Source organism: Stenotrophomonas humi (assembly GCF_001431415.1).
Lineage (GTDB): Bacteria > Pseudomonadota > Gammaproteobacteria > Xanthomonadales > Xanthomonadaceae > Stenotrophomonas > Stenotrophomonas humi.
The window spans coordinates 1-12,078 of sequence record NZ_LDJI01000036.1; the positions used below are offsets into that span (position 1 = coordinate 1).

General features: G+C 57.7%; 11 protein-coding genes, 2 tRNA genes and 1 other RNA gene. 7 read left to right on the plus strand and 7 right to left on the minus strand.

All coding sequences use genetic code 11. The features are described from left to right. Both ABB26_RS19340 and ABB26_RS19070 read left to right on the plus strand, forming a co-directional pair. On the plus strand, positions 1 to 546 hold a 546-nt coding region (locus ABB26_RS19340), incomplete at its 5' end, for a hypothetical protein (RefSeq protein WP_211261985.1). A 54-nt stretch (positions 547 to 600) separates the two neighbouring features. Next, entirely contained in the window at positions 601 to 1,575 is a 975-nt protein-coding gene (locus ABB26_RS19070) for a hypothetical protein (protein WP_152982724.1), read from the plus strand. Positions 1,576 to 1,782: 207 nt separating this feature from the next. On the opposite strand, the gene ABB26_RS16795 is transcribed toward ABB26_RS19070, so the two are convergent. Continuing rightward, positions 1,783 to 2,184, minus strand: coding sequence for a hypothetical protein (locus ABB26_RS16795; RefSeq protein ID WP_057635871.1), 402 nt, complete (start codon positions 2,182 to 2,184; stop codon positions 1,783 to 1,785). Positions 2,185 to 2,723: 539 nt separating this feature from the next. Here ABB26_RS16795 and ssrA point away from each other — a divergent pair. Further along, positions 2,724 to 3,077, plus strand: a transfer-messenger RNA (tmRNA) gene (gene ssrA / locus ABB26_RS18750). 292 nt (positions 3,078 to 3,369) lie between these two features. Further along, the gene (locus ABB26_RS16800; protein WP_425477274.1) at positions 3,370 to 3,912 is read left to right on the plus strand and encodes a tyrosine-type recombinase/integrase; all 543 of its coding nucleotides are present in this window, start codon (positions 3,370 to 3,372) and stop codon (positions 3,910 to 3,912) included. 940 nt (positions 3,913 to 4,852) lie between these two features. On the opposite strand, the gene ABB26_RS19075 is transcribed toward ABB26_RS16800, so the two are convergent. Then, positions 4,853 to 5,038 carry a hypothetical protein gene (locus ABB26_RS19075; protein ID WP_152982725.1) on the minus strand — a complete coding sequence of 62 codons (186 nt, stop codon included), beginning with the start codon at positions 5,036 to 5,038 and terminating at the stop codon, positions 4,853 to 4,855. 751 nt (positions 5,039 to 5,789) lie between these two features. Here ABB26_RS19075 and ABB26_RS16810 point away from each other — a divergent pair. Next, on the plus strand, positions 5,790 to 6,131 hold the full coding sequence (locus tag ABB26_RS16810; RefSeq protein ID WP_057635874.1) for a hypothetical protein: 342 nt from the start codon (positions 5,790 to 5,792) through the stop codon (positions 6,129 to 6,131). A 1,088-nt stretch (positions 6,132 to 7,219) separates the two neighbouring features. On the opposite strand, the gene ABB26_RS19080 is transcribed toward ABB26_RS16810, so the two are convergent. Then, positions 7,220 to 7,417, minus strand: a complete 198-nt coding sequence (locus tag ABB26_RS19080) for a hypothetical protein (protein ID WP_152982726.1) — start codon at positions 7,415 to 7,417, stop codon at positions 7,220 to 7,222. 244 nt (positions 7,418 to 7,661) lie between these two features. Between ABB26_RS19080 and ABB26_RS16815 the strand changes: the two genes are divergently transcribed. After that, the gene (locus ABB26_RS16815; RefSeq protein ID WP_152982727.1) at positions 7,662 to 7,865 is read left to right on the plus strand and encodes a hypothetical protein; all 204 of its coding nucleotides are present in this window, start codon (positions 7,662 to 7,664) and stop codon (positions 7,863 to 7,865) included. 743 nt (positions 7,866 to 8,608) lie between these two features. On the opposite strand, the gene ABB26_RS18760 is transcribed toward ABB26_RS16815, so the two are convergent. From ABB26_RS18760 to ABB26_RS16830, 4 genes are all read right to left on the minus strand, one after another. Further along, positions 8,609 to 8,767: a RusA family crossover junction endodeoxyribonuclease gene (locus ABB26_RS18760; protein WP_245626257.1), complete on the minus strand. Its 159-nt coding sequence runs from the start codon at positions 8,765 to 8,767 to the stop codon at positions 8,609 to 8,611. Positions 8,768 to 9,052: 285 nt separating this feature from the next. Continuing rightward, on the minus strand, positions 9,053 to 10,849 hold the full coding sequence (locus tag ABB26_RS16820) for a GmrSD restriction endonuclease domain-containing protein (RefSeq protein ID WP_057635876.1): 1,797 nt from the start codon (positions 10,847 to 10,849) through the stop codon (positions 9,053 to 9,055). A gap of 289 nt (positions 10,850 to 11,138) precedes the next feature. Then, positions 11,139 to 11,214: transfer RNA gene (locus ABB26_RS16825), tRNA-Phe, on the minus strand. Between the two features lie 244 nt (positions 11,215 to 11,458). After that, positions 11,459 to 11,534 (minus strand) — tRNA-Ala (locus tag ABB26_RS16830). A gap of 274 nt (positions 11,535 to 11,808) precedes the next feature. Between ABB26_RS16830 and ABB26_RS19725 the strand changes: the two genes are divergently transcribed. Continuing rightward, entirely contained in the window at positions 11,809 to 12,060 is a 252-nt protein-coding gene (locus tag ABB26_RS19725) for an Arm DNA-binding domain-containing protein (RefSeq protein WP_152982728.1), read from the plus strand. Positions 12,061 to 12,078 lie beyond the last annotated feature (18 nt).

Genomic DNA, 12,078 nt, shown 5'->3' on the forward strand with positions numbered 1-12,078 from the left:
GGCGGGGGCGGGGGCGGAAGTAATCCCGGCGGTGGAACGACGACACCTCCCGCTGCACCTGATCTCACCGATCGCGCGATTTCGATCAAGCTCTCCTGCGCCATCAAGAACTACGCATCAAGAGATGTGAAGCTCGGTACGAAACGGATTGTCGAAGTTAGGGCGTGGGCGTTCTACAAAGTACAGCCGGATGGGCGCATCGATTTTGCATACAGTGCTACCAACTCCCCACCGGGCCCTGGCTGGGGCTACGCAGGTGGCAGAACGCAATATGGCGATACCGTCGGACGGATATACAAAATGGCCCACGTGGCCAACAACGTTTCATTCAATGGTTCACGGCCCGGTGCATCGCCGAACCAACTAGTAGGCAACGTAGATGGGTTCGAGATGCAGCTCTACAACGCTGTACACGAGGCTGCCCATCTGATCAGAGACTCGAACGAACAAGAGGCATTCTGGTACGGGATAGATGCCGTTCTAGCTTGGCGGGCGGACAAAGGAAGAGATTGCGCAAAGGATGATGACGACAAACCGAGTAAATAGTTAGTCGTCCACACATCGCTCTCTACCTATTTCACAATTATCCTGAGGTTCGCAATGCGACGGAATACACAACTCGCCATATCGATAGCAGTGCTTGCTGCTGTGTGTGTGATTGCTTGGCTATGGCTCCAGCAGCGACCTGACACGCTCGTCACGGCTGGCTTGGCCCGTGCCTCCGACCAGCTATCGGTGGGCCCTGATGCATCTAACGTTGCACCCTCCGCAAACAATGCACCTTCCGCGGGCAAGAGCGGCTGGGACGAGGCCTTTGCCTCTGCACGCGGGAAGCAGGACGCACGTTCGCTTGAGACTCTTTTCAAGCGCGCCAATGATTGCCTTCTCTACGCAAGAGCAAAGGACCGGGTAGACGAATTACTAGTTGATGAAAGATGGAAAAACCTATCCGACATCTCCCCGGAAAGGCTCCAAAGGTTGGATACGTCATCGGCAAAAGCCATTCGCGTGGTGCAGGAGCTGGGGGACTACTGCCGTGGATCCGACCCCGCACAGCTTGCCCAAGCTTCCTCCGACGCACTCTTTGCGGCTGCCATGCAAGGTAGTGCGGTTGCTGAAAACTGCTTTTTCAGCATGGGCCCATCTGCGTGGGGAGTTCCCAGAACGGCACTGGAGAAGCAAGCCGAAATGGAGCGGTATCTGAAGTATGCCCCAGACTTCAGGCAGCGCTCGCTAGAGAGGGGCGATACCCTCTTGGTGAATCGCACCCTGTTTGAGTACACGGGAACTGCGATGGATGCCTCTCCTATGGCCACCCTACGAAAAGCGGACCCCACCCTCGCCTGGCGGTCTGCCAGGCTGGCGTCGCTGCGTGCACTGCCGGACCAACGTACCTCGATTGAAGCTCAACTGGAGCGCTTCCGTACCTTGGGCTTGCTAAGTCCGTCCCAGATCGCCGCCGCTGACAGTTGGGCGAAGGACGCATACCAACGCGACTACTCAGGAAAACCCGCACAAGACATTGACTCTGATGCTCAATGTTTTGCATCCCATGAACTTGTCCCGCTGGACTAACGGGAAAGGCTTCCATCTGGACCAGAACCCTGCAACGGAAAACCCCAGGAATCACCCTGGGGTTTCTTGTTTTCCCAATATGGCCGGATAACCTTCCAGGCTCACTCTGCTCCTGGGTGCCAACTCACCTCCGGTGACCTCAACCATGGTATCGCCAGCCTTGACGACCTGCACAGCTTGGTTGGGACGAGGCCTTGCGAGCATCACCTACCGGACATGCAACTCGTAGGGCCAGGACTCAGCTTCGATATCCAATTGACCCGACAAGACTCCGGCTCCATCCAAGGAGTACCGCCAGTTGAGGTAATCATTACTCACCGCGACACTTCTGCAGAGCGTTCTCACATCCAATCGCTTGGAAGCGTTCGGCGGAAGCTCCATCACATGCAGGCTCGCCAGACCGTTGGCCTGAAGCTCTTGCACATCAACTTCTCGAAAGTCTTTGGCATCAGGCCGCACTGGCCGCTCGCCATAGAACCACTTAAGCGTGATCGCGACCGGCTCGTTCCGATGATTTATGACATCGATGCTGGTGCCGCAACTCATCGCCCCTACGGGGAAGGCAACGCCTCCTGCGACCATCAGTGCAGCTGCCCACAAGATCTTCATCGAGCTCGACCTTCCTCAGCATTGGCTGAAGCCACTCTAGCTCAGCGCTGTTGTCAGCTTTCTTCTGAACCCGGGTTTTGACGAACGGCGCCCGCCAGAGCGACTGTCATCAGGTCAGATCAGGAAAGCCTCATGGGACGCAAATCAGCATGACCACAATCTGCGTTGAGCGGGCGTTGGCAAGCATGCCCCTGATGATCTGGTCGAACTGTAGGGTTACGCTTGGCGAGGTGATGCGTCTGCTTTCCGGAGCTCGGCGTAGAGCACCACATGTTCTCCGTTCGGGAAATTCTCCATAGGAAGGGCTCTCCACCTATTTTGACGGGCTGATATGCTAGGACAGCAAGGCACTGTACGTGGCCAGCAACGCAAGATGTCGGCTACAGGACGTGTTTGGCTGCAGTGCAAGGCGGGTCAGCCAGCTCGACGAGCACGTGACTGTTCAGACTATTTGCCGTAGGATCCATCACATCAAGAAGGTCTTTAGCCAGTTTCTTGTCATTCAAGGGCTAAAAACCGTTTCTGATCAACGTCTAACCGGGGGTGCACTGGTTTCGACGGAGGTTATGAAGTCACTTGGTGCATGCCGAGGGGGTAGCTTTCCTCGTAAATCCAGCTGCAAAACTCTAGTTGCCAACGACGACAACTACGCTCTCGCCGCTTAAGGCGTAAGCCCCGAACCCACTTGTGCCCGTGCTCGTGGATGTAGGGTCATTATCACGGAACCGGCTGTGACGGCTGCCTGTCAGTCACTGCTTAACTAAAACAGGCTGGTCCTGGGGTGCGCTTGGCACACCGTGCTGCCACAGGACGAGACCCAACGGTGAGCTAAGCATGTAGTACCGGGGATGGAGTGCTTTCGGACGGCGGTTCAATTCCGCCCACCTCCACCAAATGAAGTGGCCGTCAAGGCCCGAAACAGGCCGGAAACCCAACAGCAACAAGGGTTTTCGGCCTTTTTTGTTTCCGCGTCTGTGCGCCGTTGTGCGTTTCAGTCTGTGCGACGGTGGGGTACAACATGGGGTATCTGGGGGTTACCCCGGAGTCGATACCCCCAAGACCGCCCGAGTCCACATGCCCCTGTCCGATGCTGCAGCGGCTGCCCGCGCCGAACTCGGAGCCAACACGTTCGAGGTGGTCGCCCGGGAATGGCTGACCAAGCGGGACTGAATCGATAGCTACCGGATCAAGGTCGCGGCCTGGCTCGACAACGACGTGTTCCCTTGGATCGGCAGCAGGCCGGCAGCAGAGTTGGAGGCCATTGACTTTCTGGCCGTTGCCCGCCACGTTGAGGCGCGCGGCGCGATCGAGTCAGCCCACCGCATCATGCAGAACTGCGGCCAAACCATGCGATACGCCATCGCCACCGGCAGGGCCAAGCGGAACCCTGTCGCCGATCTGCGCGGCGCCCTAGCCTCGCCGCTGGACAATTCGTTCGCCACGGTTACCGACCCCAACGAGCTGGCGCCCCTACTCCGCGCGATGCGCAGCTATGCAGGCACGATGGTGGTCCGATGCGCGCTACAGATGGCGCCGATGGTGCTCCTGCGTCCAGGCGAGCTGAGACAGGCCGAATGGTCGGAGTTCGACCTGGACGATGGGACCTGGACGATTCCTGCTGCACGCATGAAGATGCGCCGGCCCCACCTGGTTCCGCTATCGGCGCAGGTGCTGGCGGTGCTGGAAGAGATCAAGCCGCGAAGTTGTATGGAACTGGGCGATCCGTGATTATTCGTATGTTCTTGGTTCTGCGCGGGATGCCGTAGGGAATGTCATTCCTGATTCCCAAAAGGACGTGGCGAACCCCGAGCAGTCAGTTCAGAACTACGTTTTCCCAAACAACTACGTCGGCTTGGCAGCCGGCGATGACATGGTGCGACACTTGAACAGCCTCGGAGTGCGATGGGCCGGCCCTAACACGCCACCGGTGTATACCAACTATCGTATCGGCTGCTCCTACACCCCCAGTGGCGCCATCTGCCAGATCGCATCGCTGTCACCGTAAAAAGAGAGTACTCACATGCACGGAAACGGATTGCTTTTTCGATCCTTCCTGATCCTTGTTGTTTCTTCAGCGATACTGATGCGTTCCGGCATTTCTATCGGTCAAGGTGCTAACGGCACCATCGTTTGGCCGTTTGTCGCTTTGTCCATTGTCGTCATCGCCGCCATCGCCGCGTACGCAATCCGCCTTCGCAGGGGACCGCAATTCACAAATAAGCCGATGACAATGCTTCTCCTGACTTTGTCAGGGCTCTCTTGTCTTGCCGGAATAATTTTGTCAGTAGTACCGCTTTAACTGGATTTGCCGCCACCTTTAACGGTGGCGGTCTCCTGTGCTTTCAAGGACCCGACGAACCCGTATCCGTGCCGCTACCTCAACGTTGGCTGGCCGGATGTTGCGCCACGTTCTCTCGGACCCACTTCTGCTTGCGCGCGACCTTCGCGCGCAACTGCGCTTCATGGCGCGTCACCCACAGCTCGGCGGCATGTCGGTCGGTCGCAAAGTCCGTGCACCGCCGCACAACCAGTGCAGTGCCGAGGATGCCCCGGCTCCCGCCGAACGGGAATGGCCTTGAATCTTGCTGCCATGCCGGCACAGAGGGGCTAAGACAGAGGTCGAAAGAAGAAGCCCCGCCTTGCGGGGCTCTTCGTACTACGGGATCAATCAGGGGGCTGCGCAACTATCCATGCACTCGACGTACTTGTTTGAGCATTCGACCAGATCGCCGCCCATCGCAATACATCTGTCATATTTCAATTGGCACGCCTTCCCGCATGCTGTCTGTGCATGAGCACCAACAGCAGCCACCAGCAAGCTGACTACGATAAAGCTCTTCGAGAACTTCTTCATGCCACTCTCCCTGTAGGCCTGAGTATTCAGGCGGCTTGAGCATATGGCAGGAGTAATCTCCGTTCCAGTCTTGGTCGGAGCAACGTCACCACTTCCGTCTCAGGATCTGAACCTGCCGAGGGATAGCCTGCGCGGCATGGCGATAGACGTCTACCGTGAGCTGCCGAAGCGGCCCGAGGCAAAGAAGCCGAAGTAGTCACCATCGCCCTAGAAAAAGCCCCGGCGGAGCGGGGCCTAGTTCAGCGCGAATGCAGACTAGCCGAAGACTTGGGCCGTACAGATTTCCGCCGCTCTGGCAGTAGGGTTGATGATCGGCTGGATATCTCCGCTGCTCTCCACGTAGTCCGCAACCTCTTGCGTCAACCTATTCGCTGTCTCATTTGCATAGCAATTTCAAAACTGAGCTATCACCCCCGCTGCGAGATTTCGATTTACTGGATTCGCAGTCTGGTTCTTTATGCAAGACGCCGACATGGTGGCAACGAATTCGGCGCGCTTATGTGGCTGAAGCGGAGCAGCTGAAGCGGTACCAACGATGACTAGAACCAGAGCGAGTAACAAGCGCCTTGTCATATATCCTCCCATTCCAGATTGAGCAGGTCGTTTCCTGCCCGCCAAATCTACCTCAAACCCGCGCGAGCGGCTGGGGACTGATCCGCCCACACTGGCGGTCCCCCAAAAGCCTCGTTATCACCCCTCTTACGTCTCGCCTAGAAGGAGACAGCTTGGGCCTAAGCTAGGAGCGACCAAGATGGGCGCAACCAAGGGGAAAGGAATAGGAACGCTGTGGATTACCTTCCGGCTCAAGGAAGGCGTTGTCGGTGGACGAGACTACAACACGTGCTATTCGGCATTGATTGACGCTGTTAAAAAGCACAACACGTCAGGCTGGTGGTTTGAACCCACCTCTTTTTGGCTTGTAGGGAGCAACTCCACCGTGGTCCAGATGGCAGCCAACATTAAGCTGGCCATTGCGCCCTCAGAAGACCTCGCGCTGATCGGCTCTATGGATAAAATGGGGACAGTTCTCGTGGGGAAAGCTGAGAAGCTTGCTGATCTCAAGGCTCTTGCAGGAGGACTTATCGTCGGCTGATGAACCAGCTCCCATGTATATCAATCGGCACGCGCAAAAGTCGTGCTACGGCGAAGACAGCTTTTAAGCGCAGGCTGCCGAAATTCTTGTGGCAATGGTTTATTTCCAGCTCCGTAAATAAATGAATGAGTGATGTCGCTTACAGACGTCACCCACCCTAGCCCTGCCACCATCCTGGTCAACGGATAGGAGCAGGGCTTTTTCGTGGGTAGCAGGGAGCGTGGGTGGTGCTGCCCCTTGCGGCGTTGACGCTGTGGGATTGGGCGCTGGCACTCACGGGGGCAGGACTCGCAGCAGCAGCGCTAGGCGCTATCACCTATGCCGCTATCCACCTCGGCGTGCATCCGGAAGGCGAGCTCCGGGGCTTCATCTAGCCCTATTGGTCACCTGGGTGCGGGCTGGCCAGCATCACGCTGACGTCGCTCTGCCTCCGCTTCCCTGGCTTTTGCTTCGGCTTCTCTCGCCCGCGCTTCGGATTCTCGTGCCCGCGCCTCGGCAAATCGAGCATCGCGCTCAGCAGCTTGCAATTCAGCATCGGTAGGCATGTTGTACTCCCGAGTGGTTGGCAGGAGCTGTGATCAGGCGCCAGAAACGTCTACAGCCCCTGCCGCAACTCGGGCCAAAACTATTCCTAGTCAGGTCTGAAAGCAATCGAATCAGCCCAACTACGACTACCTGGCTGCAAAGCATCCGGAGACGATGCCTCAGCTCCGATCCCAAGCGCCTCCGAGGCATGGGTCACATAGGCCGCCTTGACCACCTCGATGGCATCCATCCCCGGAAGTCCGCCGAACTCGCCGGCCCGCAACCTGCTCAAGCGTGTGCTCAATACGCGGCCCCAGGGATGTGCCGCGCAGCACATCGCCCATGCGATGTTTCCACTCTGTATGCCAGACTAGCTTGCCCTTGAGGCTCGGCGTGCCGTCGCTGTAGGGCTCAAAGAAAACTTCGAGCCGCCGCCCTATCAATACGTCGCGGTTCTAGCCGTCGTAAACCCGCTCGATGTCGCCCCATCTCACTCACTTTCATCTGGATTTCCATGTTAGTTCTCCACCGAGATAATCGACAGGTTCTGAGTAGTCGTGATGCTATTGATCGTTCCGGGGCGCGTTGCGATGCGTTCCACGATCCTGCTTCAGCCTCGCGCCATGCCGCGACGTGCTTCTTCCTGCGACTTCGCGCCATGGCACGCAGTGCAGATGGCCTGCAGCTTTGACTCGTCGACTGTCGGTCATCGGCTGGGCGGCGGCGACCATCACCATGTCTTCGATCGGATCGATGAACATACCTGCTCCTTGTATATCTGCCTGGATAGAAAGCGCGACCAACCTGTCGGGCAGGACGGCAGGCGTTCGGTAGCGAACCTAGACCGCGCTTGAAACGAGAAACCCGGCACTTGGCCGGGTCTCAATGTGTTCTGGGTGTGAGTGCGGTTTCCCGACTATTTCCGTGGCGCATCGCACAAAGGATCCACAGACGGTCTTGATATGGTTGCTGCGCCCGCTCCTGGGCAAACAAAGGACTGACGTGATGATCAAGAAGACCTTGAAGACCGTACTGATCCTGCTCTCCCTCTCAGCCGGAACTGCCATCGCTTACGACCTGTGCGACTTCTGCACGATCAACTACCGGACCTGCATCAATGCCAAGCCTGGTAGTCCGCTCTATCTACCGCCCGCAGAATGCCTCGCCATCTATGAGGCCTGTAAGCAGGAAAACTGCCCGGCTCCCTGACGTTCCGGCCAGCCCTCATTGAGGGGGCTGGCTTTGAATCGCGCTGTACCTGTCAATCACTTCGTCTCGCTCGGACTGGACGGATTGGAAACATAGAGCTGGGAGCTACGCCCGTACGTCTCATCAGGTAGGGCTCGCCTTGGGGTATTTCATGCGGCACCGCAGGTTGAATGGCCTCATGATCATGTGTAGCGTCACCCCGGCCCACTGATGGGCAAACAACAGAGGATTGGCATGAAGATACGGCTTAAGCTGGCTACTGCTATCGCAACCCTCGGTTTGACTCTTGGCATTGGAGCTGCCACAGCGCAAAACGTCACGCCTTGTGACGTCTGCTACACGAACTACCAGAACTGCCTGGCGAAGGGTAAATCTGAGCTCTATTGTTACGGCCTCTACTCACGATGCATGAGTGGCTCAGGGTGTGTCATCCCCTGAAGTTCCCCATAGCTCGGTAGCCAGCCCTCTTTGCGAGGGTTGGCTTTGCACGGCAGCGTACCCCAGTGTTCCAACTCCGCACGCACGTAGGCGCCAAAAAGGTCAGCCTGCATCGCGCAGCCCCTCCACTATTCTTCCATCGAACTCAAACTTAGGCAGTTTGCGGTCAACCAGACAGCCGCCTTGCCGCGCCGGCTGCCGCTGACAGTGGTACACGCCTTCAGTGATTTCCCGGTACCGGCAACCGAAACAAGGCCCATAGCGCCGCTCGCCAGCGCGGTAGCGCTTCCACATGCGATCACTGCTCAAGCGGCCACCCCATCCGGCAGCGAAGGTGCCGCGGCGATGTACTCGATCTCGACCTCTACCCGCGCGCCCTTCTCGTCCGGCTCGCACCGCTCCAGAACGATCTTGCGCAGTTGTTTGTCGTCCGCCCAGGCAATGCCGTTTAGCGCATCGGACAACCGTGGGGGCACCAGCTCAGCACCCGTCCCATTAACCCCTTTGCGCTCAGCTACTTACGCGTGGTTTGGCATAGAGCCCACCCCACCATATAAAGGTACCGAAAGGTATCGGCAACACGAAAAAACCCTGAGAAATCAGGGGTTTTTCTTTGCCTTTCGCTTACCAGCATCGCGCATCGCCACTGCAGACCCCCTGTTTGGTGGGGCGAGTGACGATGCCGGAGCGGCATTCAGCTCGCTCCCCCCATACGGACGCCTCCATACCCTAAGAGGATCAGGCCAGCTTTACAGCCCCCAGTAGTACTGCTTGATCTTCTGCGCCATCAACTTGCGGCGCTCGGCAAGGAAGACGTCGAACTGCTCAGGCGCATAGGCGGCCAGGTCTTCCGGCAGGCAGTTGGCCGCCAGATTCGCCCTGAGGTCGTCCAGACGGGTGATCGCTCCGTACCGAGCTACGCCCGTTTCGCACTGGGTGAACACGTCAGTCATATAGGTTGCCGGGGCTGTCGCACCAATCTTGATGTTCACTTCCTGCTGGACGAACACGTAGTTGGCCACCTGGTTGTACTTACCGCGCTGCAGACCCTCTCCCTTCAGGAAGCCCTTCGGGAAGATGTGGTGGATGTCGCCATGATGGGTCAGCATGTCGCGCACGGTGATGTCCTTGGACAGGAAGCCCTTGTCACCGCGATTGGCCTGCGCTGCCCAGAACACCTTGATCGCAGGGGCGTTCACCGATGAAGTGGTCAACGACTGCGGCAGACCGAAGTCCCAGAACGCATCGGAAAGCTCCGCCGCTTCGATTTCCTGCATGACATCCGCAAACGGCCGCTCATCCACTGCCTTGATGTCCTTATCAAAACGCGACTCGGGTGAGCCCGAGTAGCGACCGGTCAGCAGTGACATCACGAACCAACGCCGCACCCAACTCTCGATGTTCGGGTTATTGCCCAGGTCTCGTTTGAGCTTGAGGTACAGCATGTATGCAAAATTCAGTGCATTGACTGAGCCGATCATGGAGCTGTCCACGTAGCCGGCCGAGCGGATGATCATCAAGAAACGCTTGAAATGTGTTTCATTGATGAACTCCTTGATGCCTTCCCCAAGCGTCTTGAAGGAAGCCTCTTCGATCTCCTTCTCATACGTACGAGTTTCGAAGTTACGGCCCGAAAGCAATCCAACCAGATCAGAAAGACGGCCGCGATTGAACTTGGTGGTGAACGCCACGCGCAGCATGTCCGAATAGCTGGGGTCGTACAGGTCGTCGTTCTCATTCTTCAGCCAGCGCATCGAGCGGAAATAGTCCGTCTGCACGAACGCCTTGTCGTTGTTTTCGATGTGCGCGTAGAACTCCGGCGCGATCGAAAGATGACAGAAGTAGTCGATCGCCTTGCGCAGCGTGTTGCCATCAAACTCTTCATTGGCGGCGATCTTGGACATGGCAAAGTCCGCCTGGCTGAGCACCACACCTTTGGAGTTGATGCGGATGAATATCTCCGTCACCGTCTCGATGTCCAGGTCTGCAGCCAGCTCAATCAGGCCCACCTGCTTCTTGGTGATGTCACACAGCCGATCCAATCGCTCATAGAGCAGATCCTCATCCACATCGGGATTGAGCTCCAGGTAGTCACGCCCTACCTTGTGCGCCTTCAGTTCACCGCTGACGATAGGAGCTATGTCGGCAAACCATGCCTTGTCCTTCTCGATCGCAGGGTTGCTCACCTCGAACCGCTCTTCGATCGGGTGGAACGCAATCCGGATACGCACCTGCTGGTAATCCTGATTGATCACCTGCTGCCCGGCGATGGCAGCGGTCAGCGCGGTCACCCGTTGCTGACCGTCGATCAGCACCTTCTTGCCTTCGGCCAGCGAGCCGTCTTTGAGCTTCACCGTCGGATTGCGCCAGGCAATGATGTAACCCACCGGGAAGCCCTGATACAGGCTGTCCATCAGGTCACGGACCTTGGTCGCATCCCAGACAAAGGGGCGCTGGATTTCCGGAATGGCGATCTCACCCGACTTGACCCAGCTCAACAGGGTTTCGATCAGATGCTGGTTGACGGCGTACTTCTGCGAAGACATGGAGAACTTCCTTGTTGAAGGGCAAGCAGCTGCTGCTCATGGTTTCGCCAGCGGGACCGACGATGTCCTCGCGGCATTGGCAACAGCTAACAATGATAGACCTGAGGAGCTCGGACATCCCCTGTCCACAACTGACCGGAGAAGGCTTTATCACCAATAGACTCGAACACGGATGCACCTGACGCGTTCGCATGCAATGCCCGCCCCCTCACGCACGGCTTATAGCTTCAAACGATGCAAAGCCAGAAAACAAGAAGGGCCTGCATTTCTGCAGACCCTTTGAATCTTATGGTGGCCGAGGACGGAATCGAACCGCCGACACGGGGATTTTCAATCCCCTGCTCTACCAACTGAGCTACTCGGCCACTTTGTTTTCGTTGGCGTTGTCGCCAGCGAGGACGCGAATATTACGCATCCGTGGCGGTTTGGGCAAGCGAATTTCACAAAAATTTTCACATCCAATGAAATCCGCCCGAAACGCCTGATCGCGCGGGGCTGTTCGGCTTGCCGATGATCGCAGCAGCGACAGCCGCCAAGCCTTCGATAGCCATCGGCAGCGCGCAAACGCAAAGAGCCGCATCGTTCGATACGGCTCTTTCCTTGAAGACTTGGTGGAGCGGAGGAGGATCGAACTCCCGACCTTCGCATTGCGAACGCGACGCTCTCCCAGCTGAGCTACCGCCCCACGCGGTGTCCGGATTCTAGCGCGCTCTTTCGAGCTGCGCCAACCGGGGGCCTTGACACCTGCTCCGCTGGTTGAAAGGGATGCGGAATGCTCGCTGTGGCGCTGGCCCACGCTGCTCGATCAGGGCTTTGTGTCGGCCAGCGCCGCATGTTCTGCGACGGCCCGCCCCATCGCACCCACTTCACCGAGCATCAATCGCGGACGATCCGTATCCAGCCTCCATCCACACCGGCGTCCTATCGTGGCGGTAAGCCAACTTACGGAAGCCGGTTCAATGCGAGTCCAGCTGAACAAACGCCAGGTCGAAACCTATCAGCCCCAAGAGCGCCCCTATGAAGTACGGGACGCCCAAGTGCGAGGACTGATCTTGCGGGTGCAGCCCTCGGGCAACAAAGCTTGGATCGTGTCGTGGGCGCACGGAAAGCGACGCACTATCGGACCGACGACTGCGATCCCGTTGGATCTAGCTCGCGCACAAGCCACCCACTCTATCGCTGAGTACCTGCAGTCGGGCTTGCCCGGGTGAATCGCCCAGGCTTTTGTA